The organism is Sphingomonas aerolata (genome assembly GCF_023935825.1).
Classification (GTDB): domain Bacteria; phylum Pseudomonadota; class Alphaproteobacteria; order Sphingomonadales; family Sphingomonadaceae; genus Sphingomonas; species Sphingomonas aerolata.
Map to the genome: position 1 here is coordinate 3,183,852 of NZ_CP098762.1, position 22,461 is coordinate 3,206,312.

18 protein-coding genes are annotated in these 22,461 nt (G+C 68.2%); all 18 read right to left on the minus strand.

Annotated elements, in window-relative coordinates:
* Nucleotides 1-4 precede the first annotated feature (4 nt).
* Nucleotides 5-1,171: a deoxyguanosinetriphosphate triphosphohydrolase gene (locus NEF64_RS14570; protein WP_056405403.1), complete on the minus strand. Its 1,167-nt coding sequence runs from the start codon at nt 1,169-1,171 to the stop codon at nt 5-7.
* Complete coding sequence (locus tag NEF64_RS14575) at nt 1,168-3,384, minus strand: SPOR domain-containing protein (protein WP_056405401.1); 2,217 nt, start codon at nt 3,382-3,384, stop codon at nt 1,168-1,170. Before NEF64_RS14575 ends, NEF64_RS14570 begins: the two co-directional genes overlap by 4 nt.
* A 112-nt stretch (nt 3,385-3,496) precedes the next feature.
* Nucleotides 3,497-5,104, minus strand: a complete 1,608-nt coding sequence (gene ftsZ / locus NEF64_RS14580; protein WP_056405399.1) for a cell division protein FtsZ — start codon at nt 5,102-5,104, stop codon at nt 3,497-3,499.
* Nucleotides 5,105-5,218: 114 nt separating this feature from the next.
* Nucleotides 5,219-6,481 carry a cell division protein FtsA gene (gene ftsA / locus NEF64_RS14585; RefSeq protein ID WP_031393123.1) on the minus strand — a complete coding sequence of 421 codons (1,263 nt, stop codon included), beginning with the start codon at nt 6,479-6,481 and terminating at the stop codon, nt 5,219-5,221.
* A gap of 1 nt (nt 6,482) precedes the next feature.
* Nucleotides 6,483-7,430 carry a cell division protein FtsQ/DivIB gene (locus NEF64_RS14590; protein ID WP_056405396.1) on the minus strand — a complete coding sequence of 316 codons (948 nt, stop codon included), beginning with the start codon at nt 7,428-7,430 and terminating at the stop codon, nt 6,483-6,485.
* Nucleotides 7,427-8,380: a D-alanine--D-alanine ligase gene (locus NEF64_RS14595; RefSeq protein ID WP_056405395.1), complete on the minus strand. Its 954-nt coding sequence runs from the start codon at nt 8,378-8,380 to the stop codon at nt 7,427-7,429. The genes NEF64_RS14590 and NEF64_RS14595 overlap by 4 nt, the downstream gene beginning before the upstream one ends.
* On the minus strand, nt 8,377-9,234 hold the full coding sequence (murB, locus tag NEF64_RS14600; RefSeq protein WP_235516279.1) for a UDP-N-acetylmuramate dehydrogenase: 858 nt from the start codon (nt 9,232-9,234) through the stop codon (nt 8,377-8,379). The genes NEF64_RS14595 and murB overlap by 4 nt, the downstream gene beginning before the upstream one ends.
* 80 nt (nt 9,235-9,314) lie before the next feature.
* Nucleotides 9,315-10,745, minus strand: a complete 1,431-nt coding sequence (murC, locus tag NEF64_RS14605) for a UDP-N-acetylmuramate--L-alanine ligase (RefSeq protein ID WP_031439537.1) — start codon at nt 10,743-10,745, stop codon at nt 9,315-9,317.
* Entirely contained in the window at nt 10,742-11,899 is a 1,158-nt protein-coding gene (murG, locus tag NEF64_RS14610; RefSeq protein WP_031395403.1) for an undecaprenyldiphospho-muramoylpentapeptide beta-N-acetylglucosaminyltransferase, read from the minus strand. Before murG ends, murC begins: the two co-directional genes overlap by 4 nt.
* Nucleotides 11,896-13,128: an FtsW/RodA/SpoVE family cell cycle protein gene (locus NEF64_RS14615; RefSeq protein ID WP_235516297.1), complete on the minus strand. Its 1,233-nt coding sequence runs from the start codon at nt 13,126-13,128 to the stop codon at nt 11,896-11,898. Before NEF64_RS14615 ends, murG begins: the two co-directional genes overlap by 4 nt.
* A gap of 5 nt (nt 13,129-13,133) precedes the next feature.
* Nucleotides 13,134-14,447 carry a UDP-N-acetylmuramoyl-L-alanine--D-glutamate ligase gene (gene murD, locus NEF64_RS14620; protein ID WP_056405390.1) on the minus strand — a complete coding sequence of 438 codons (1,314 nt, stop codon included), beginning with the start codon at nt 14,445-14,447 and terminating at the stop codon, nt 13,134-13,136.
* Nucleotides 14,444-15,514, minus strand: a complete 1,071-nt coding sequence (gene mraY / locus NEF64_RS14625; protein WP_031395401.1) for a phospho-N-acetylmuramoyl-pentapeptide-transferase — start codon at nt 15,512-15,514, stop codon at nt 14,444-14,446. The genes murD and mraY overlap by 4 nt, the downstream gene beginning before the upstream one ends.
* Complete coding sequence (locus tag NEF64_RS14630) at nt 15,515-16,897, minus strand: UDP-N-acetylmuramoyl-tripeptide--D-alanyl-D-alanine ligase (protein WP_031395400.1); 1,383 nt, start codon at nt 16,895-16,897, stop codon at nt 15,515-15,517.
* The gene (locus NEF64_RS14635; protein WP_082446530.1) at nt 16,894-18,360 is read right to left on the minus strand and encodes a UDP-N-acetylmuramoyl-L-alanyl-D-glutamate--2,6-diaminopimelate ligase; all 1,467 of its coding nucleotides are present in this window, start codon (nt 18,358-18,360) and stop codon (nt 16,894-16,896) included. The genes NEF64_RS14630 and NEF64_RS14635 overlap by 4 nt, the downstream gene beginning before the upstream one ends.
* A gap of 24 nt (nt 18,361-18,384) precedes the next feature.
* Complete coding sequence (locus NEF64_RS14640; protein ID WP_037528403.1) at nt 18,385-20,124, minus strand: peptidoglycan D,D-transpeptidase FtsI family protein; 1,740 nt, start codon at nt 20,122-20,124, stop codon at nt 18,385-18,387.
* Nucleotides 20,121-20,753 carry a hypothetical protein gene (locus NEF64_RS14645; protein ID WP_056405388.1) on the minus strand — a complete coding sequence of 211 codons (633 nt, stop codon included), beginning with the start codon at nt 20,751-20,753 and terminating at the stop codon, nt 20,121-20,123. Before NEF64_RS14645 ends, NEF64_RS14640 begins: the two co-directional genes overlap by 4 nt.
* Complete coding sequence (rsmH, locus tag NEF64_RS14650; RefSeq protein ID WP_031395594.1) at nt 20,750-21,706, minus strand: 16S rRNA (cytosine(1402)-N(4))-methyltransferase RsmH; 957 nt, start codon at nt 21,704-21,706, stop codon at nt 20,750-20,752. Before rsmH ends, NEF64_RS14645 begins: the two co-directional genes overlap by 4 nt.
* On the minus strand, nt 21,703-22,113 hold the full coding sequence (locus NEF64_RS14655; RefSeq protein WP_311723314.1) for a division/cell wall cluster transcriptional repressor MraZ: 411 nt from the start codon (nt 22,111-22,113) through the stop codon (nt 21,703-21,705). Before NEF64_RS14655 ends, rsmH begins: the two co-directional genes overlap by 4 nt.
* Nucleotides 22,114-22,461: the final 348 nt, after the last annotated feature.

The following is a 22,461-nucleotide window of genomic DNA, read 5'->3' on the forward strand; positions in this document are numbered from 1 at the left end:
GGCTTCAGAACCCCTCGGGCAGATCGATCGGCCCGACCAGCTCGCGGTAGCGCGAGATGGCATAGCGATCGGTCATGCCGGCGATGAAGTCGGCGATGTGCCGGCTGCGATCCGGGTCCGCCTCGGGCAGGCGATCGCGCCATTCCTCGGGGATCGTGCCGGGGTCGTCGCGATAGATCGCGAACAGCCCGGTCACGATCCCGTGTGCGGCATCCGCCGCAGCGATCTGGCGCGGATGATGATACAGGTTCGCGTACATGAACCGCTTCAGATCGCGTTCTTCCTCGCGCATCGCATCGGAAAAGCCGACAAGGCATTCGCCCGCGTCGCGCACATCCTCGACGCTGGTGACGCCGCTCGCAGCGATCCGGCGACGCGTTTCGGCGATCAGGTCGTTTGCCATCGTGCCGATCTGCGAGCGCACAAGTTCACCCATCAGTCGCTTCGGCTCGACATCGGGGAAGCGCGCGCAGGTATCGTCCCAGCCGCGCGCGATCAGCGGGACCGCCATAAGCTGATCGAGCGTCAGCAATCCTGCGCGCAAGCCGTCGTCAATGTCATGATTGTCATAGGCGATGTCGTCGGCGATCGCCGCGACCTGCGCCTCGAGCGACGAGAAGCTCGTTAGCGCAAGATCGAAGGCCGAATCCGCCACGCGCAGCGCCCAGCCGGGGTGGCGGACCGGACCATTATGCTTGGCCAGCCCCTCGAGCGTTTCCCAAGTCAGGTTCAGCCCATTCCAGCGCGGATAGGGGCGCTCGATCTCGGTCAGCGTCCGCAGCGTGTGGCCATTATGGTCAAACCCGCCCTGCCCGGTCAGCGCGATCTTGAGCGCATCCTCGCCGGCATGACCGAAGGGCGGATGGCCGATGTCGTGCGCCAGACACAGCGCCTCGGTCAGATCCTCGTTGAGCGCGAGCGTGCGGGCGACCGCACGGCCGATCTGCGCGACCTCGAGACTATGGGTCAGCCTGACGCGAAAATGATCGCCGTCGGGCGCCATGAAGACCTGTGTCTTGTGGCGCAGCCGGCGGAAGCTGATCGAGTGGATGATCCGGTCACGGTCACGCTGGAATGCGTCACGTGGGCCGCGGACGGTCCCGTTCTGTTCCTCGTGAAGCCGACCTTTGCTCCGCGCTGGGTCCGAGGCCCAGGGCGCACGCGCGCTCACTTGGCGGGCAACTTCGTGACGACCTGACCGGCATCGCTGGTGAAGGAGAAGGTCGAGACGCCCTCCTTGGCGAGCGCATTGACGAAGGTCCGCGCCTCCGCGGCGGTCTTGAACGGCCCCGCCAGCACGCGGTTCGTCGCGCCCCACGGCGCCGTCCAGCCGCCGCGCGTTCCGACGACGGTCGGCGCCTTTGCCTTCACGCCCTTCCACGCCTTGGGCAGGTCACCCTCGGTCGCGCCGGTCGACACCTGGACCCAGATGCGCTCGGGGTTGGCGCGCGCGATCCGCTTCTCTTCTGCCGCGGCCTTGTCGGCGATCGCCTTCTTCTCGGCGGCGGCCTTCTTCTCGGCGGCGAGCTTCCTGTCGGCTATCGCCTTGCGATCGGCGATCTTCTTGTCCGCCGCCAGCTTCGCGCGCGCCGCCTTCGCATCGGCAAGCCGGGTCGCCGCAAGCGCGTCCGCCTCGGCTGCGGTATCGCGCTCCGCCTTGGCCTTGGCGTCGGCGAGTGCCCGTGCGCCAGCGTCGTCGCCCGCACCGACCCCGGCGGTCGTTGTCGGCACCACGGGTGCAGCCCGAGCGATCGGCGCGACGCCGAGTTCGGATGCCGGGATCGACAGCCCGGCAATGATCCGTGCGAGGATCGAGTCCTCGCTGACGGGGATGGTCCGCCCGGTCGGAGCAGGCGTGGCGGCGACCGCGACCTGCGTCGGGGTCGACCCGATGCCGGGCGCGACGGCGGCGGGCGTCGCCGGAACCGTTGTAGCGGCAACACCCGCCGCCGCTGGCGTGGTCGGGACAGACGACGACACCGTGACCGGGGCCGTCGTGGTCCGCGGCATCACCGGCGGCGTCGTTCCGGCGGTCGTCGCCGAAGCTGTCGGCAACGCCGCCATCTGCGCGACGATCGCAGAGGGCAGCGCACCGGGCGTATCGGGCGCGCGGGTCGGAGTAGACGCCGCCACGCTTGCCTGCGAGACCCGATTCGCGTCCGCCGCCGCACCCGACGTCGTCCGGGCCGGCAAGGGCTGGACGAAGGTCGATGTCGGCGCGGACGGTGCGGGCGTCGTGGCGGCTGCAGGACCGGTCGGCCGCTGGACCGGCTGCGTCGATGCCAGCACCACCGGCGGTTTCGGCAGCGGCTGGACCATGACCATCGGTGCGGACGCCTGCACGGTTGCAGTCGGGCGGACAGGTGGCGGTGTCGGAGTGGGCGTGGGCGTGGGCGTGGGCGTGGGCGTGGGCGCGGTCGTAGGGGTCGGCGTCACAGCGGCGATTTCAACGCGACCCGGCCGTGCGGTCTTGTCGCGGCGGGTAGCCGATCGATCGGCGGCCGCCTTGGCACGGCCCGTCGGCTGGGGTGCGGGCTGCGGCTCGGCCGCCGCGAGCATCACCGGCGCGGTCGGATCGGCACCCAGTTGCGGCAGGACCGGCGTCATCCGCGCATCGGCGATCCGCTGCGGAGTCGCATGCACTTCGCCGAAATGCACCGCAAAGGCGCGGTCTGCGGGCGCAAGCAACGGCAGACGCTGGAAAAAGGGCTGCAGACCGCGGGCCGCAGCCCCGGGCATCATCGTCGTGACGATCGTCTCTGCGCCGCGCACGTCATTGTTCATCGCCAGGATAAACGCACGCGCACGCCACGCCCCGCGGTCCTTCTTGAGGACCAGCGGGTCGAGCTGCTGCAGTGCCAGATCACGCTTGCCGGATATGCCGAGTGACAGGGCGTAACGCCGGACAGTTTCGTCATCGGGGGCATCGCGCAACGCGACACGATAGTCGCGCTGCGCCCGGTCCTGTTCGCCGATCAGGTCATAGGCCAGCCCGCGATCCGCAGCATAATAGCGCGGCTGGAGCCCGAACGCCTCGGCCTGCGCGAAATAGCGGAGCGCCTCGCCCGGTCGCTCGGAGCGGACCAGGATCGAGGCCATGCCGGCCTTCACCCGGCCATTGCGCGGATCGACCTTCTCGGCGCGCGCGAACAATGCCGCGGCACCACTCAGATCACCGAGCCCGATGGACAGATCCCCCGCACGTACCAGCGCATCGACGTTGCGCGGGTTTGACGCGAGCTGCCGCATCGTGTCGCCGAGGCGATCCGCGTCGGTCGTTCCGGGCAGGGGCTGGACGACTTCCTGCGCCCGCGCGCCGCTCGGGGCGGTGACCAGAACCAGCGCGAGCGCGGCGGTCAGGAGATGATGGGTCGGGAAGATCATGGGTGCCCGTAGCTAGACCCGAGCGCGCGGGAACGGGCAACATGTCGCGGCGCGCTACGCGCCAGGACGGGGCGCGCCGGCGACGAACCGGCGCGCCCCTTTGTGCAGGCCGTTACTGGTTGTTCTGGCGGTGCAGGAAGCGCGGAATGTCGAGCGGATCGGTCGGAGCCGCCTCGCCGTCTTCCTTGGCCGCGCCGCGCGCCGCATTCGACATGCGCTCGAACAGCGTCCCACCGAGCTTGACGCGCGGCGTCGCCGGCGTGGCGGCCTCGGGCGCAGCTTCCGCACCCGGAGCGAGCCAGCGACGGCGTGCACCACCCTCGTCCGCAGCCGGCATCGGCGCCGGGGACGCGGGCGTGGGAGCGGCATAACGATCGTCCGCGTAGGAACGCGGCGGAGCCTGATAGGCAGGAGCCTGGGGCGTACGCGCGGTCGGCTGCGGCGCAGGCTGAGCCTGGACCGGCGACTGCACCGGGGCGGGTGCGGGCGCAGACTGTGTCGGCGCAGCGGCATAGGACTGCGGTGCGGCCGGTGCGGCGGGGACCATCTTGTCCTGGCCCAGAACGAGTTCCTCGTCGGTGGTGCCGGACTGTACCGCGTCCGCGCTCGACAGGTCGAGCGGCTCGTCGCCCGTGCCAGTCGTGCCGGTCGGTGCCGCGGGCTCGCTCGGACGGAACGACGTCGATTCGTCGTTCTTGCGGCCCATGCCGAAGCTGAACGAGCGCGTCGGCTCGGGCGCGACGGCGGGCTTGGCGTCCGCATCGATCCCGGTCGCGACGACCGAGACGCGGATCTTGCCTTCCAGCTCCTGGTTGAACGCCGAACCCCAGATGATGTTGGCATCGGGATCGACCAGGTCGCGAATGTGATTCGCGGCTTCATCGACTTCGAGCAGGCGCATGTCGTCACCGCCGGTGATCGAGATGATCACGCCCTTGGCACCCTGCATGCTGACGCCGTCGAGCAGCGGGTTGGAGATCGCCTTCTGCGCCGCCTCGAGCGCGCGGTTGTCGCCGCTCGCCTCGCCGGTGCCCATCATCGCCTTGCCCATTTCCTGCATCACCGAACGGACGTCGGCAAAGTCGAGGTTGATGAGGCCAGGCATGACCATCAGGTCGGTGATGCTGCGCACGCCCTGCTGGAGGACCTCGTCCGCCATCGAGAACGCTTCCTTGAAGGTCGTGTTCGCGTTGGCGATCAGGAACAGATTCTGGTTCGGAATGACGATCAGCGTATCGACGTACTTCTGCAGTTCCTCGATGCCGCCATCGGCCGACTTGGCGCGACGATTGCCCTCGAACGCGAACGGCTTGGTGACCACGCCGACGGTCAGGATGCCCATGTCACGCGCCGCCTTGGCGATGACCGGGGCGGCACCCGTGCCGGTACCGCCGCCCATGCCGGCGGTGATGAAGCACATGTGCGCGCCTTCGAGCATCTTGGCGAGCTGGTCGATCGTCTCCTCGGCGGCCGCGCGGCCGATCTCGGGACGGCTGCCGGCACCGAGGCCCTGCGTGATCTTGGTGCCCAGCTGGATCCGCTGCGGCGCGGTCGACTGCTTGAGCGCCTGCGCGTCGGTGTTGGCGACGAGGAAGTCGACGCCCTGGACGTCGGCCCTCATCATGTTCGCGATCGCGTTACCGCCCGCGCCACCGACCCCGATCACCGCGATGCGGGGGGCCAGCTCGTCCACTTCGGGACTCAGAAATTCGATGCTCATCGCCTGCTTCTCCGCCCATCCCGGTGATACGCTACGGCCGGGCCCCTGATTAACCTGTGTGCACCAACGCTACCGGCTGTTCCAGCCGAAATAGCGTCAGCCGTTTCGAAACTCTCAATAATTCGCGCGTGCCGCCTGAATCAACTTGCGGACCATGCCGATTCCCTTCGGCCGGTGAACGATCGTCCGCTGCGGTGCAATACCGCGCAGGTCGATCGGATCGGTCGCCGCATAGAAGGCCAACCCCGCTAGCGTCGCAAAGGCCGGTCCGCCATGCGCCTCGGGCAGAGCGGTCAATCCGCGCGGTCGGCCGATCCGGACCGACCGCCCCAGCGCCTGTTGCGCATAATCGGCAATGCCCTTCAGCTCCGCGCCGCCGCCGGTCAGCACGACCTGGCGCCCCACCGGCCCCTCGAACTTGAGCGTGCTCAGCGCATTGCGCACCTCGCCCATCTGATGTTCGAGCCGCTGGCGGATCACGCTGATCAGCTGCGCCTTGGTGATCTGCGCGCCCTCGCCCGCACCATCCTCGGCCGAGATCGGCATGACCGGGATCATGTCGTGATTGTCGCGGGGGGAGGCATTGGCGGATCCGTGGAAACACTTCATCCGCTCGGCATTCTGCCGCCGCGTGCCGAACGCACTGGCGATGTCGTCGGTGATGTCCTGCGCACCGATCGGGATCGAGGTCAGTCCGACGAGCATGCCGCCCGCGAACAGCGAGACATTGGTGATCCCCGCCCCCATCTCGACTAATGCGACGCCCAGCTCGCGCTCCTCGTCACTGAGGCACGCAAGCCCCGTCGCGACCGGCGAGGCGATGATCGACTTCACCTCGAGATGCGCCGAACGCACGCACAGATCGAGATTGCGGACCGGCGAACCGTCCGCGGCGACGACATGGATATGCACGCCGAGCCGGTCGGCATGCAGCCCGAGTGGCGTCTTCACGCCCGTCAGCCCGTCGAGCGTGTAGAGCGCGGGCTGCGCGTGCAGCACCATCCGCCCCTGCGGATCAATCGAGTTGCGCCCCGCCGCGAGCAACGCATCGATATCCTGCTGCTCGACGCGGTGGCCGCCCAGTTCGAACTCGACCTCGGCGACGTCGGACACCAGCCCGCCGGCCGAGAAGCCGACCCAGACATTCTCGATATTGATCCCGGCGATCCGCTCGGCCTGCTCGACCGCCTCGCGTACCGCGGCCTCGGTCGTCGCCATGTCGGCGATATAGCCGCGCTTGACGCCGCGGCTCTCGCGCTGGCCGGTGCCGAGCACGATCAGTTCGCCGCCATCCCCCTTTTGCGCGATCATCGCCGAAACCTTCGACGACCCGATATCAAGCGCCGTGATCAGCCCTTCCGGTGCCACCTTCGCCATGTCATCCCTCCCCGCCCGTTACGTTCGCGTCCGCCGTCTGCGACGGTATAGTCGTCTGTGGCTCGCTGGATACCGGCGCGGGCACGTCGACGCTGTGCGCCAGGCTCGCACCCGGCTTGCGCGCGACCAGCTTGGTCGGGTCGCGCATGTCGAAGCGGATCCAGCCACGCCCGAGCAGCGGCCGTGCGCCATCGAGCTCGGCAAACTTCACCAGCGCACGCGGCGCCCCGTCCTCGGGCAATGCCAGCGTCTCGCCGCTCTCGAAGGTCAGGTCCCAGCGCCGGTTGCCGACCCAGGTCGCCGCCTTCACCCGCGGCTTGAGCGCGGGGGCGGCGGCGAGCAGCGCCTGGTAGGACGCTTCCTGCCGGTCCGCGCCGGGTCCGATCACCAGCGGCAGGTTCGGGATCGCATCGGGCTGCACCGGTTCGAGCAGCACGCCCGACGCGTCGATCAGCGTCAGATTGCCATTGTCCTGCCACACCGCCGCGGGGGTCCGCTCGACGATGTCGACCAGCAACGTGTCGGGCAGCCGCCGCGACACATGCGCGTCCGCGATCCAGCCATAGCGCAGCAATTTCTGGCGCACCGCTTCGAGATCGACGAGCGGCATCGCGCGGCTCTGCTGATCGAGCGCGACCGCATAGACCGACATCCGGTCCATGCGCTTCAGCCCGGTGACCTCGATCTGGTCGACCTTGAACCCCGCGCGCCCGGCGCCTTCGGCCATCGCGCCGCCGATCATGCCGGGAATGCCGATCCAGGTCGCCGCCGCGATCACCACCGCGCCGCCCGCGCCCAGGATTGACCAGGTCGCAATCTTCTTCAGCGTTTCTTCGCTGACCGGGAGCATCCCGACCAGCCGGTCGAGCACCGACACCTTCTTGACCGCGACCTTGCGCCGCGGGGCGGGCCGCTTGGGGGGCGGGCCGCGCTTGATCGTCCGGCTCATGGCGCCCCGCCCGGCGCCAGCGGATGATCCGACAGCGCCTCGTCGACGATCGCCTGGACGAGCTCGGCATAGCTCATGCCGATGTGCCGCGCCTGTTCAGGCACGAGGCTGAGCGGGGTCATGCCCGGCTGCGTGTTGACCTCGAGCAGGAACAGCCCGTCGACCCCGCGCTCGTCGTCCCAGCGGAAGTCCGAGCGCGATGCGCCGTTGCAGCCGAGCAGCCGGTGCGCCTCGAGCGCGAGGCTCTTGCACGCGTCGGCGATCTCGTCGGGAATGTCCGCCGGGCAGACATGCTCGGTCATCCCGTCGGTATATTTCGCGTCGTAATCATACCAGCCGCTCTTGGGCTTGAGTTCGGTGACGCCGAGCGCGCGACCGCCCAGCACCGCGGTCGTCAACTCGCGCCCACGGATATAGGGCTCGGCGAGCAGCTCGTCGAAGTCGATCCACGGCCCGACCGCGTCGCGCGCGATCGGATTGCCGTAATTGCCGCTGTCGGTGACGATCGCCACGCCGACCGACGACCCCTCGTTGACGGGCTTGAGCACATAGGGGCGTGCCATCGGATCCCCCTCGAACAGGTCGACCGAGCGGACGATCCGTCCGCCCGGCATCGGCACACCGGCCGGGACGAGCAGCAGCTTGGTCAGCACCTTGTCGATCGCGATCACCGAGGTCGCAAGCCCCGAATGCGTGTAGCGCAGACCCATCAGGTCGAGCAGCCCCTGCACCGAGCCATCCTCGCCGGGCGTCCCGTGCAGCGCGTTGAACACGAGATCGGGCCTGGCTTCCGCGAGCCGGGCGGCGACGTCGCGCCCCATGTCGATCCGCGTGACGCGGTGGCCGAGCGATTCGAGCGCATCGGCGCAGCCATTGCCCGACATCAGCGAGACCTCACGCTCCGCCGACCAGCCGCCCATCAGCACGGCGATGTGAAGAGCGCCGCTCATTTCGCCACCCCGACCCGCTGGATTTCCCATTCCAACGTCACTCCAGAATGCGCCTTCACCTTGGTCCGTACCTCTTCGCCCAGCGCCTCGATCTCCGCGCTCGACGCGGACCCGAGGTTCAGCAGGAAATTGCAATGCTTCTCGCTGACCTGCGCGTCGCCGCGGGTCAGCCCGCGGCACCCGGCGGCGTCGATCAGCGCCCAGGCCTTATGCCCCTCGGGATTCTTGAACGTCGATCCGCCGGTGCGCGACCGGAGCGGCTGCGACGCCTCGCGCTCCGCGGCGATCCGGTCCATCTCAGCCCCGATGACAGCCGGTTCGCCGGGCGTGCCCGAAAACACCGCCTCGACCACGACCGCCCCCGCCGGCAGGTCCGAATGCCGATAGACATAGCCGAACCGCGCTTCGGGCCAGGTCTCGACCGCGCCGTCGCGCGTGACGACGGTCGCCTCGATCAGGATATCGCTGACGTCGCGCCCATAGGCGCCAGCGTTCATCCGTACCGCGCCGCCGACCGTCCCCGGGATCCCGCGCAGGAATTCGAGCCCGGCGATCCCCGCATCGCGCGCGGCGCTGGCGACCGTGATCCCCATCGCCCCCGCCCCTGCGCGAACGCGACCGTCCTGGACCGACACCTTCGCCATTGCCTTGGGCAGCCGCACCACGACCCCCGGCACACCGCCGTCGCGGACGATCAGGTTGGAGCCGACGCCGACCGGCAGGACCGGCGTCGACGGATCGAGGGTCTTCAACAACCCGGCCAGATCCTCGACATCCGCCGGCCGCACCAGCCATTCGGCAGGCCCGCCGGTCCGGAACCAGATGAAGTCCGCAAGCGACCCACCGGCCTCCACGCTCCCCCTGATGGTCTCCCGCGAAGGCGGGAGCCCAGTCTGGGTTCCCGCCTTCGCGGGGGCACAAGGAGATGCAGAGCTCACGCCGGCACCTTCGCACGCTCGACCGCGATCGCATCGGCCAGCCCGGCCGCCCATTTCGTGATGTCGCCCGCGCCAAGACAGACGACCATGTCATCCGCCTCGATCGTAGCCGCCAGCTCGGCCGCCAGTGCATTCGCATCCGCGACCACGCCCGCAAACCGGTGGCCGCGCCGCTTCAATCCCTCGACCAGAGCCGCCGCATCGACACCCTCGACCGGCGCCTCGCCCGCCGCATAGACCGGCGTCACCAGCACCCGGTCCGCGTCGTTGAACGCGGTCTGGAAATCCTCCATCAGATTGCCGAGCCGTGAATAGCGATGCGGCTGCACGACCGCGATCACGCGCCCCTTCGCGCCCTCGCGCGCAGCGGCCAGCACCGCGCGGATCTCGACCGGGTGATGCCCGTAATCGTCGATGATCGCGACACCGCCACCCTCGACCGGAACCTCGCCCACCTTGGTGAAACGCCGCTTCACGCCGCCGAACTTGGCAAAGCCCTGCTGGATCGTCGCATCCTCGATCCCCAGCTCGAGCGCGACGCCGATCGCGGCCAGCGCGTTCTGGACATTGTGCCGCCCGGGCATCGGCATCTCGATTCCCGCAATCGTCCGCGTCGCACCGTCGCGCGTCCGCACCACGCAATCGAAGCGGTTGCCACCCGGGATCGGCGTCACCTCGACACCGCGCACGTCCGCCTGTGCCGAGAAGCCATAGGTCACGATCCGCCGGTCGCGCACGCGCGGCAGGATCCCCTGCACCTCGGGATGATCGAGGCACAGCAACGCCGCGCCGTAAAAGGGCACGTTCTCGACGAACTCGACGAACGCATCCTTCACCGCGTCGAACGATCCGTAATGATCGAGATGCTCGGGATCGATGTTGGTGACGACCGCGATCGTCCCGTCGAGCCGCAGGAAGCTGCCGTCGCTCTCGTCCGCCTCGACCACCATCCAGTCGCTCGCGCCCAGTCGCGCATTCGATCCGTAGCTGTTGATGATCCCGCCATTGATCACGGTCGGGTCGACCCCGCCCGCATCGAGCAGCGCGGCGACCATCGACGTCGTCGTCGTCTTGCCGTGCGTGCCTGCAACCGCGACGGTCGACTTCAGCCGCATCAGTTCGGCCAGCATCTCCGCACGCCGCACCACGGGTACGCGCGCGTTGAGCGCCGCCTCGACCTCGGGGTTCGAGCGCACGATCGCAGTCGAGACGACCACCACCGCCGCGTCGCCGATATTCTCCGCGGCATGGCCGATCGCGACCGGAATGCCCTTGTCGCGCAGGCCCTGCACGACATAGCCCTCGGCCACGTCAGACCCCTGCACGCGGTAGCCGAGATTCTTCATCACCTCGGCGATGCCCGACATGCCGATCCCGCCGATGCCGACGAAATGGATCGTGCCGATATCGGTCGCTACACCCTTCATGCAAATTGTACCTTTGGCTTGGATGGGCGCCCGACCGGCAGTCGCGACACCGGCGCATCGAGGCTTTCGACCAGGTCGGCCAGATCGCTCGCGGCATTGGGCCTGCCGCAACTGCGCGCGCGTCCCGCGGCGTTCTGCAATGCAGCCGGGTCGAGCCCGAGCTTCTGCATCTGCTTGGCGAGTTCGACCGCGGTGAAATCGCCCTGCCGGATCGTCCGCGCGCCGCCGGCGCGGGTGATCTCGCGCGCGTTGACCGTCTGGTGATCGTCGGTCGCGCCCGGCAGCGGCACCAGGATCGCCGGCCGCCCCGCCGCGGTTAGCTCCGCGATCGTCGAGGCGCCTGCGCGCGCGATCACCAGGTGCGCCCATGCAAGCTGTTCGGGCATGTCGGGCAGATAGGTGGCGAGCTCGGCCGGGATGTGATGCTCGGCATATTGCGCGCGCACCGCATCGATATCCTCGATCCGCGCCTGATGCGTGACCTGCAGCCGCCGCCGGAACGTCACCGGCAGCATCGCCAGACCATCGGGGACCACCTGTGACAGGATGCTCGCGCCCTGGCTGCCACCGGTCACGAGCACGCGGAAGATACCATCCTCCTCGAGCAGCGGATAGGGCCGGGCACGCAATGCGAGCACCGCCTCGCGCACCGGATTGCCGACGAGATGCGTCTTGGCGAGAAGCCCGGACGCTAGCCGTTCGGTCGGCTCGGACGAGGTCGCGATCGCGTCGACGCGGCGCGCCACGAGCCGGTTCACCCGCCCCAGCACCGCATTCTGCTCGTGCACTGCGGTCGGGATCCGATTCGCAAACGCCGCCAGCAGCGCGGGCAGCGCGGGATAGCCGCCAAAACCGATCACCGCCGCCGGCTTGAACGTGCGATATAGTTCGCGTGCCATCATCCGCCCGCGCCACATCGATCGCGTCGCCTTGGCCCAGCCCAGCGGTCCGCCGGTGAAGCGTCCGGCGGGAAGGACATGCGTCTGGATTCCCTCGAACAATCCAGGGAAGCGCACGCCGCGCTCGTCGCTGACCAGCGCGACGCGGTGGCCACGCCTCGTCAGCTCAGCGGCAAGCGCCGCCGCCGGCACCATGTGACCGCCGGTCCCGCCTGCCGCGAGCACGAAATGCCGGGGACGTTGATTCACAGTCATTCACCACTCCAGCGGACGACATAGGGGCTCCGCGTGAGAAACGGATTGCGCCGGGTAAACGCCAGCAGCAACCCCATGCCGACCGACAAGGCGATCATCGACGACCCGCCATAGCTGATGAACGGCAGCGTCATGCCCTTTGAGGGTGCGAGCCCGGTGTTCACCGCCATGCTGACCAGCGCCTGCGCACCGAACTGCGTCGTCAGCCCGGCCGAGGCCAGAAGCTTGAATTCATCCTGCTCGTCCAGCAGCTTGACGAACACGCGCACGACGATCGCAAGGAAGATCACCGCGATCACCGAACAGGCGATCAGCCCGAATTCCTCGCCGATCACCGAGAAAATGTAATCGGTATGCGCCTCGGGCAGCCCGAACTTGGCGATGCCGCCGCCGGGGCCCGTGCCGGTCCAGCCGCCCGCGGTCAGCGTATTGTGCGCGGCATTGGTCTGGAAATGATCCGACGCGCCCTCGCCCTCGATTCCCGGGAACAGGAACGCGTCGATCCGCGACCGCGCCGTGCCGTAGAACATATAGGCAGCCACCAGCCCGACCGGCACACAGCCGACCAGACCCGCCATCACGCGCATCGGCGTTCCCGCGATCATCAGCAACGCCATCCACACGGTGCAATAGATGATCGTCTGGCCGAAATCGGGCTGCAGCATCAGCATCACCGCGATCGTGCCGGTCAGCCCGCCCGTGATCAGCACGGTCGGCAGTTCGGGATCCTTCGCGCGCAGCGACAGGAGCCAGGCGACGGTGACGATGAAGACCGGCTTCAGAAACTCGGAGGGCTGGAACTGCGCGAAGCCATAGCCGATCCAACGACGCGCGCCGTTGACCTCCGATCCGACGAACGGCGTCACCGCGAGGATCAGCAGCAGCACCGCCGCCGCTGTCAGCGCCATGCGCCGCGCCATCGCGACGGGCATCATCGACACCCCGAACAGCACCGGCATCGAGACGCCGACCCACATCAGCTGGCGCCAGAAATAATAGAGCGGCGTCAGTTTGTGATGCTCGCCCGAATAGCGCACCGCGGTCGCTGGTGACGCTGCGGCCACCGCGATCAGCCCGATCGCGATCAGGAACAGCGTCAGCAACAGCAGCATCCGGTCGATATCCCAGAACCACGTGCCGAGCGGCGACTGATCGCCACGCCCGCCGCGCCGCTTCATCTTCGCGACGATCCCGGTCTTCTGCCCTGCGCTCATCATCGGTGTCCGCATATCGCTCATGCCAGCGACTCGACCGCAGCGCGGAATGCCGCGCCGCGCGCTTCGTAATCGGCGAACTGGTCGAAGCTCGCACAGGCGGGCGACAACAGGATCGTGTCGCCGGGCCGGGCATTGGCCGCCGCGCTGCGGACGGCCGCGTCGAGCGTGCCGACATGGTCGACCGGCATCAACCCGGCCAGGATCTCGGCGAACCGCGGCCCGGCCTCGCCGATCGTATAGGCGTGAACGACATGGCCAAAGCCGGGCCTGCACGCATCGAGGTCATCCCCCTTGGCGCGCCCGCCGACGATCCAGTGAACCCGCTCGAACGCCGCCAGCGCGGGCGCGGCGCTTTCCGGATTGGTCGCCTTGCTGTCGTCGACATAGGCGACGCCGTCATAGGAGGCGATCTGCTGCATGCGGTGCGGCAGGCCGGTAAAGCTGACCAGCCCGCGATCGATATCGACCTCGCTCAAACCGAGCGAGCGCGCGACACCCACAGCGGCACGCGCGTTCAGCGCATTGTGCGGCCCCTGCAGCGACGGCCAGCCGGCCTGGTCGCCGAGGTCGATACGGTCGATGAACTGGATCGGAAGGTCAGCGGGAGCGTCATCCAGTAGACGATGCTCCGCCTCTGCGCCGTGGTCGACGATCGCGAGATGCGGCGCCGTCTGCATCGCGAACAGCCGTGCCTTCGACGCCGCATAGCCGGCAAAGCCGTCATAGCGATCGAGATGGTCGGGGGTGATGTTGAGCAGCACCGCGACGTCGCAGTCGAGCGTCTGTGTCAGGTCGATCTGATAGCTCGACAGCTCGAGCACATAGACGCCGCCCTCGGGCAGCGGATCCTGCCCCAGAATCGGCAGCCCGATATTGCCGCCCATCAGCGTCGGCACGCCCGCGGTCCGCAGGATATGATGCACGAGCGCGGTGGTGGTCGACTTGCCGTTCGTGCCCGTGATCCCGACGACCTTGTGCGGCGGCAGGTCGCCCCGCGCCTGTGCGAAGAGTTCGATGTCGCCGATGACGGGAACGCCCGCCGCACGCGCGGCCGCGGCGAGCGGATGCGTGTTGAGCGGCACCCCCGGCGAAACGACGAGCGCGTCGAACGCCGCCAGATCGTCCAGCGGATCAAACCGGAGATCGACGTCATCGCGGGTGACCGACAGGTCTTGAATGCTCTCGGCGAGAGCCTCGCGCTTTGTTTCGTCGGAGTCCCACGCGACCACGCTCGCGCCGCCCGCCACCAGCGCCTGCACCGTCGCCGCACCCGACCGCGCCAGCCCCAGCACCGCAAAGCGTTTTCCGCGCCAGGCCTTGGCGACGATCACCGCAGCTTCAACGTCGACAGGCCGACCAGCGCCAGGACCAGCGCGATGATCCAGAAGCGGATCACGACGGTCGGCTCGCTCCAGCCGAGCTGTTCGAAATGATGGTGGATCGGCGCCATCCGGAACACCCGCTTGCCGGTCCGCTTGTAGAAGAACACCTGGATGATCACGCTCATCGCCTCGGCGACGAACAGCCCGCCGATGATCCCGAGCACGATCTCGTGATGCGCGACGACGGCGATGGTGCCGAGCGCGCCACCGAGCGCGAGGCTGCCGGTGTCACCCATGAACACCGCGGCGGGCGGCGCATTGAACCACAGGAACGCCAGACCGCCCCCGACGACCGCACCGCAGAAAATGGCCAGCTCGCCCGCGCCGGGAACGTGCGGGATGCCGAGATAGTCGGCGAACTTCACATTGCCCGCGAGATAGACGATGACCATGAACGCCACGCTCGCGATGATCACCGGCATCGTCGCCAGTCCGTCGAGCCCGTCGGTCAGGTTCACGGCATTGCCGAACGACACGATCGTGAAGGCGGCGAAGACGGGGAAGAACCAGCCGAGATCGATATACATGCGCGACGTGAACGGCAGGTACAGATGCGGCCCGTTCTGCGACATGATGATCGTTGCGGCGATCCCGGCGATCGCGAATTCGAGCAACAGCCGCGTGCGACCCGAAATGCCCGCGGTGCTCGCCTTCCGCACCTTGTCATAGTCATCCATGAACCCGATCGTGCCGAAGCCCAGCGTCACGAACAGGCACGACCAGACATAGGGGTTGCTGAGGTCCATCCAGAGCAGGATCGCCAGCGTCATGCTGGTGAGGATCATCAACCCACCCATCGTCGGCGTGCCGCGCTTGGCGAGATGCGTCTGCGGGCCGTCGGCGCGGATCGGCTGGCCCTTGCCCTGACGCACGCGCAGCCAGCCGATGAAGCGCGGCCCGATGATCAGGCCGATGATCAGCGCAGTCGCGACCGCCCCGCCCGTCCGCGTCGACTGATAGCGGAGCAGGTTCAATATCCCCGGGAAACCCAGATGTGCGGCGATCCAGTACAGCATTTACGTCTTCCCGCCCCCGAGACTCGTCACGACCCGCGCGAGCCCTACACCGTTCGATCCCTTGATGAGAACCGCATCGCCCGGCGCCAGGATCGTCCGTAACGACGTCAGCGCGGCCACAGCGTCGCCCACATGGACGGTTTCGACTTTACCCTCAAGCGCTTGCGCAAGCGGCGCCATCGCTTCACCGACCAGCAGCGCCATTTCGACGTTTGCCGCGACGATCGGCTCGGCAAGCCCGGCATGATAGTCGGCCGACGCCTCGCCCAGCTCGCGCATCTCGCCGAGCAGCGCGACATGCCGCCCCGGCTCCTTGGCCAGCACGGCCAGCGTCGCACGCATCGACGCGGGGTTCGCATTATAGCTTTCGTCGATCACGAGCGCCTGCCCGTCCGCGAGCGTCGTCATGAACCGCGCACCGCGTCCCTGCAGCCCGCCGAGTTCGGCGAGCGCCAGTCCCGCCAGCCCGAGATCCGCGCCCGCCGCTTCGACGCACGCGACCACCGCCAGCGCGTTCGAAACCCAGTGCATCCCCGGCTGCGCCATCGTGAAGCTCAGCTCGCGGCCGTCCTGCTGGACCGTCACGAATGTCGCGCCGGTCGCCAGCCGGACCGTCTCGATCGCGCGGACATCGGCACCCTTCGCGATGCCGAAGGTCACGATCCGCGCCGCATGCGGCGTTGCCGCTGCGGCCAGGCGGTCGCGATGCGGGCTGTCGAAGGGGACAATTGCGACGCCGTCCGGCTCGAGCCCGGCGAAGATCTCGCCCTTGGCGTCGGCGATCGCGCTTTCGTCGCGGAAGAATTCGGTATGCGCCGGCGCGATCGCGGTGACGACGGCGATATGCGGGCGGACGATCTGCGTCAGCTCGGCCAGCTCACCCGCGTGGTTCATCCCCATCTCGAACACGCCGAAACGCGCGTCGCGCGGCATCCGCGCGAGGCTCAGCGGGACGCCGGTATGGTTGTTGTAGCTCTTGACCGAACGATGCACCGCCCCCGGTGCGCCGCGATCGAGCGCCGCGAACAGCGCTTCCTTCGCGCTCGTCTTGCCGACCGATCCGGTGACGCCAATGATCGTCGCGCCGCTGCGCGCCCGGCTCGCGCGCCCGAGCATCTGCAACGCGGTGAAGCTGTCGGCGACCAGCACATGCGGATGCGCGCAGGGTTCGGAGACGATCGCCCCCGCGGCGCCCTGCGCGAACGCCTGGTCGAGATACAGATGGCCGTCGCTCGCCTCGCCCTTCATCGCGACGAACAGGTCACCCGGACCGACCTCGCGCGAATCGAACGCGACGCCCGTCACGGCAAATTCGGCCGAGGCGACCCCGCCGGTCGCCGCAGCGATCTCGGCGGACGTCCACAGGGGCACCGCAGTGCTCATGCTGCACACTCGCGCGCGACGCCGACGTCGTCGAACGGCAGCACCATGTCGCCGACGATCTGGCCCTGTTCGTGGCCCTTGCCAGCGATCAGCACGATGTCGTCGCTGCCCGCCTCGTCGATCGCCGCCTGGATCGCCGCGCGCCGGTCGCCGATCTCGATCGCGCCGGGCGCGCCCTTCAGCACGTCGCGGCGGATCGCGGCGGGATCCTCGGTACGCGGATTGTCGTCGGTGACGATCACGCGGTCGGCGTAATGCATCGCAACCTGCCCCATCGTCTCGCGCTTGCCGGTATCGCGGTCGCCGCCCGCGCCGAACACGACGATCAGCCGGCCGCCCGCATGCGGCTTGAGCGCGGCGATCGCCGCCTCCAGCGCGTCGGGGGTATGCGCATAATCGACATAGACCGGCGCACCCGAGCGCGCGATGACCGCACGCTCGAGCCGCCCGCGCACGGGCTGCAACCGCGCCAGATTGGCGATGGTCGTCGCGATATCGCCCCCGGTCGCGATCACCAGCCCCGCCGACACGAGCGCATTGGCGGCCTGATATCCGCCGATCAGCGGCAGCGTCACGCGGTAGGTCTGCCCGCCCGCCTCGATCGTCAGCCCCTGCCCCAGCAACGTCGGATCGCGATCGACCAGCCGCAGCGTATCCCCGCGCGTGCCGACGGTCACGAGCCGATTGCCCCGCTCCCGCGCGAGGTCGATGACGCGCGCCGCCTGCGGATCATCGGCCCACACCACCGCCGCCCCATCCGGGCCGAGTACTTCAGAAAACAGGCGGATCTTGGCGGTGAAATAGGCCGCCATGTCGCCGTGATAATCGAGATGATCACGGCTGAGATTGGTGAAGGCGGCCGCCGATACGGGCAGTCCCTCGGTGCGATACTGGGTCAGCCCGTGGCTCGACGCCTCGAAGGCGAGATGCGTCACGCCTTCGCGCTCGAGCCCGGCGACGTTCGACAGGAAGGTGACGACGTCGGGCGTCGTGAGGCCCGTGGTGACGCGCTCGTCGGCGGTCGTGACGCCCAGCGTCCCGATCGATGCGGCGTGATGGCCGGCCATCCGCCACAATTGGCGGGTCATCTCGACACAGCTCGTCTTGCCGTTGGTGCCCGTGATCGCGACCGTCGTTGCGGGAAAGGGAGCGAAAAACGCCGCCGCGAGCTGTGCGAACCGTTCGCGTGGGGTCTCGTCGGCGATGTACGCCGCACCCTCGACCGCGAGGCCCGGCCGCGCGACGATGCCGATCGCCCCGGCGCGGATCGCGTCGGCGATATAGTCCTCGCCATTGACGCGGGCGCCCTCGAACGCCCCGAAGATCGTCCCCGGTGCGACCTTGCGATGGTCGATCGCGAAGCCCGTGACGTTGCCGTCATACGCATCGCGCGGTGCAGATCCGTGCACTGATGCCCCGCCATCGCTGACGGGGCCCTTACCGATCAGCGTTGCCAGTTTCATGCACCGATCCTCATGTATCGCCCCTCATTCCGCACCGGACGTCGGCTTTGCGCCAAAGGCCGGCGTGCCCGGCGCATGCCACAACAGCGGCAACAAGTCGCTTTCGTCAATGTCGCGGTTCGCGTCCGGAATGACGCCGAGCATCGATCCGGTCCGGCTGATCACGCGCGATACCACCGGCGCCGCGGTCCAGGCCGCGGTGGTGAAGCCGTAAGATTCCTTGTTACCCTTTGCGGAATCGAGCGTCACCACGACGACGTAACGCGGCGCGTCCATCGGGAAGGCAGCGGCAAAGGTCGAGACGTTGGTGTGCTTGTTATAGCCACCCGCCTGCGCGATTTCGGCCGTACCGGTCTTGCCGCCGACGCGGTAGCCGGGCGCCTCGCCCTTGCGGCCCGTGCCATATTGCACGACCAGCCGGAGCAGCTGCCGCATCCGCGCACTCGTCGTCGTGCTGATCACGCGTCGCCCGGCGGGAATATGCGCCGGATCGATCTTCAGCAGCGTCGTCGGGCGCCAGATCCCGCCATTGACCAGTGTCGCATAGGCGTTGGCGAGGTGCAGCGGCGTGACTGCGATTCCGTGCCCATAGGCCGACGTCATCAATGTGGTGCGGGCCCAGAAGGTCGGCCAGATCGGCCGGCCCTTCTCGCGCAGTTCGATATCGGGCTTGGTGTCGAAGCCGAGCTTGCGGAACATGTTCTGCATCCCGGCGGCACCAATCTGATCGGCGATCCGCGCGGTCGCAATGTTCGACGAATAGATCAGCGTCTCGGGGATGTTCAGCCAGCGCTTCTCTTCATCGCCCGGATCGTCGTGGATTGTGTAGCCGCCAACGCGCAGCGGGACGGTCGCGTCGAAGCGCCGCGCCATCGAGGTGACGGTGCCCGAATCGATCGCCGCCGCCATCGCGATCGGCTTGAACACCGACCCCAGCTCGTACACGCTCTGGGTGCCCATGTTGCGCAGCTGCTCGGTCCCCGCCATGCCGACCCGGTTGGGATTGAAGACCGGCATCGACGTCATCGCGATCACTTCGCCGGTGTCGACGTCGAGGACGATGCCTGCCGCGCTTTTGGCCTGGAACGACGCGACCGCACGCGCGAGTTCGCTTTCCATCGCCGCCTGGACGCGCGTGTCGATCGACAGCGCGACCGGCGCGCCGTTCAGCGCAGGGTTGGTCAGCCGCTCGTCGAGGACGCGCTCCATCCCCGACATGCCGTGGCCGTCGGTCGACAGGAATCCCAGCGCATGCGCCGCCATGGTCGACTGCGGATACAGGCGCTGCGTCTCGCGCGCGAACACGATCGCGGGTTCGCCGATCGCGTTGACCTGCTCGACCAGCGCAGGCGACGCGCGGCGTTGCAGGTAGCTGAAATTCACATCCTTGGTCAGCAGACCGTAGAAGAAGGCCTGGTTGCCGCGATCGGGCATCAGCGCCGCCAGCCGCGCGGCGATCTCGGTCGGATCGCCGATCATTTTCTTGGGATGAACCGCGATCGTCCATGCGTCGATCGTCCTGGCCAGCGGCGCGCCGTTACGGTCGACGATATCGCCGCGCGCGGCGATCGCCGCGGCGCGTGCACCGGGATCGCTCAGCGACGACTGGATCGCGAGCACGCCGAGCCGGCCGATCACGACCAGCACCGCGGCCCCGAACAGGAACATCAACATCATCAGGCGCGTGTGCGCGGTCGCGACCAGCGCGTGGCGCTGCGTTGCGGTACGCCGCTCGGAAACCGGCCGGGCGACGAGGGTGGTCAACGCAGACGCCCTGCCTCGGCCCGCGCGCCGCTCAGGATCGAACCCAGCGTGTTGTCGGACAGCAGCTTGCGGTCGAGCATTGCGACTGCCTGCGGACGGACCTTGGCAACCGCGGCGAGGCGCTCGGGGGCGGCCGCGCGGACGATCGCCGTGTCGGTGGCACGGGCGGTCTGGACGGTGGCGCGGACGGTGACGGGCTTGAGCGGCGCTGCGGCAGCGACGGCCTGCACGGCGACGTCGACCGCCTGCGGTGCCGCGGCGGCGGCAGCAACCGGCAGCGACGGCACGAGCAGCTGCGCGGTCTGGACGGCGGCGCCCGCGGGCCCGCCGATCTGATTCACGTCGAGGCTGGCGAGGGCCGACTCGCTTGCGACGAACTGCCCGGCGGTCGGCGCGGACAGCGCCAGCGTATCGCCGTTCCAGCGCTCGAGCTGCGCGAGGTTCGCGCGCGTGTCGAATTCGGTCTCGAGCGCGCGGATATCGCGCTCGGCCGACCGGATCTGGCCGTTGACGGTCTCAAGCTTCTTGCGCTCGGCGGCCACCTGCAGCGAAACGAGGTAAAAGCCGAGTACGACGGCAACGCAGCCACCGAACCAGCCCACACCCTTCAACCGATACGCCGCCGTCATGTCGTCACCTCTTCCGTCCAAGGTTGCGCGGAGGTCCGCCGCGCCGTTCGTAAAGTCGCAGAGCGTGCGCGCGGATTGCGCGCCAACTCGTCCTCGCCGGCGCGCACGGGGCGGCCGACATCGGTAAAACTCGGTTCTACCACGGTTTTTGCCTGTGGAAGATGACGGGAACCTGAAGGCGCACTGCCCGACCGCGTGCGCAGGAACCGCTTCACCATGCGATCCTCCAGACTGTGGAAGGTCACGATGGCGAGCCGTCCGCCGGGCTTGAGCGCGCGTTCCGCCGCCAGTAGCCCATCGGCGAGCTCGCCGAGTTCGCGGTTGATATGGATCCGGATCGCCTGGAACGCGCGCGTCGCGGGGTCCTTCTTGTCGTGCGCCTTGTACCCCAGCGAGCGACGGACGACATGCGCGAGCTCGCCGGTACGCGTCATCGGTCGTGCGGCAACGATCGCCCGCGCGACGCGACGCGACTTGGGCTCGTCACCAAAATGATAGAGGACGTCGGCGATCTCGTCCTCGTCGGCCTCGTTGACGAAATCGGCGGCGGTCATGCCGGCCTGCGCCATCCGCATGTCGAGCGGTCCGTCCGACTGGAACGAAAAGCCGCGCTCGGCCTGGTCGAGCTGCATCGACGAGACGCCGATGTCGAGCGTGATGCCGTCGACGGGCAACGCGTCGCGTGCCTCGAGTTCGGCGACCATTGCGGAAAAGTCGGCGGCAACCAGCGTCAGCCGCTCCTCGCCATCGGCCCAGTCCTGACCCGCCGCGATCGCGTCGGGATCACGGTCGAAGGCGATGACGCAGGCGCCACGCGACAGCAGCGCCCGCGTATAGCCGCCCGCACCGAACGTCCCGTCAACGATCGTCTCGCCGGGCGCGGGGGCCAGCGCGGCGATCACCTCGTCGAGCAGGACCGGAATGTGCGGGGCGGCGGGGATCGCGTCGCTCACAGCGCAATTCCCTTCTCGGCCATGTAGAAGCGCGCCATTTCCTTGACGACGGGGGGCATGTCGTCGGTCGCGACCAGCGCGGCGGGGTCCCAGATCTCGATATAGTCGAGGACACCGTAGAAGAACGCGTGACCCTTGATCCCGGCATAGAAGCGCGGGAAGGCGGGCATGATGAAGCGCCCCGAGCCATCGAACGGCACGGCCTCGCCCGACGCCGCGCGACGCTTGATGTTATAGTCATATTCGCCGTCTTCGCGGGTATTCTCGGCCTCGCGGCGGTCGAGCTTTTCGGCGAGCAGCGCGACATAACCCGGATCATAGGCGACCAGGCAGCGGTTCTTCTGGTGTGCGCCGATGATGATGGTTCCGCCGTCCTTGCCGTTCGCCTTGGGGGCATTTGCCGACAAGATCGTCCGAAGGGCGGAAGGGATGGCTACCCGGCCCTTGTCGTCGACAAGGCCGATGCCATCTCCTTGATATCGCCCTCGATCCGACACGCCAATATCCCGCGAATGGCGCGCACGTCTTCCCGCCTCGAACCGCAGCCTTCGCCGCGGCCCGGCCGCGCAATCGCGAACGGTGAACGTGCCCCTGTGTTAATCTCCGTCTATCACAGCGGAACGGGGACGCAACGGGATATTTGGGGATTTCCGGGAATCAAGCGCTGTATTGCCCTTGATCCGGGACCATGTGCCCTGCCGGGACGGCCCGGTGCGCACATTGATCTACGGCAAGATCGAGTCGACCCTGGCATG

What these genes read in the sequence shown, in the direction of transcription:
- NEF64_RS14575 (WP_056405401.1), bottom strand. Translation starts at nt 3,384, where the DNA reads ATGATCTTCCCGACCCATCATCTCCTGACCGCCGCGCTCGCGCTGGTT.
- ftsZ (WP_056405399.1), bottom strand. Translation starts at nt 5,104, where the DNA reads ATGAGCATCGAATTTCTGAGTCCCGAAGTGGACGAGCTGGCCCCCCGC.
- ftsA (WP_031393123.1), bottom strand. Translation starts at nt 6,481, where the DNA reads ATGGCGAAGGTGGCACCGGAAGGGCTGATCACGGCGCTTGATATCGGG.
- NEF64_RS14590 (WP_056405396.1), bottom strand. Translation starts at nt 7,430, where the DNA reads ATGAGCCGGACGATCAAGCGCGGCCCGCCCCCCAAGCGGCCCGCCCCG.
- NEF64_RS14595 (WP_056405395.1), bottom strand. Translation starts at nt 8,380, where the DNA reads ATGAGCGGCGCTCTTCACATCGCCGTGCTGATGGGCGGCTGGTCGGCG.
- murC (WP_031439537.1), bottom strand. Translation starts at nt 10,745, where the DNA reads ATGAAGGGTGTAGCGACCGATATCGGCACGATCCATTTCGTCGGCATC.
- murG (WP_031395403.1), bottom strand. Translation starts at nt 11,899, where the DNA reads ATGACTGTGAATCAACGTCCCCGGCATTTCGTGCTCGCGGCAGGCGGG.
- NEF64_RS14615 (WP_235516297.1), bottom strand. Translation starts at nt 13,128, where the DNA reads ATGCGGACACCGATGATGAGCGCAGGGCAGAAGACCGGGATCGTCGCG.
- mraY (WP_031395401.1), bottom strand. Translation starts at nt 15,514, where the DNA reads ATGCTGTACTGGATCGCCGCACATCTGGGTTTCCCGGGGATATTGAAC.
- NEF64_RS14630 (WP_031395400.1), bottom strand. Translation starts at nt 16,897, where the DNA reads ATGAGCACTGCGGTGCCCCTGTGGACGTCCGCCGAGATCGCTGCGGCG.
- NEF64_RS14635 (WP_082446530.1), bottom strand. Translation starts at nt 18,360, where the DNA reads ATGAAACTGGCAACGCTGATCGGTAAGGGCCCCGTCAGCGATGGCGGG.
- NEF64_RS14645 (WP_056405388.1), bottom strand. Translation starts at nt 20,753, where the DNA reads ATGACGGCGGCGTATCGGTTGAAGGGTGTGGGCTGGTTCGGTGGCTGC.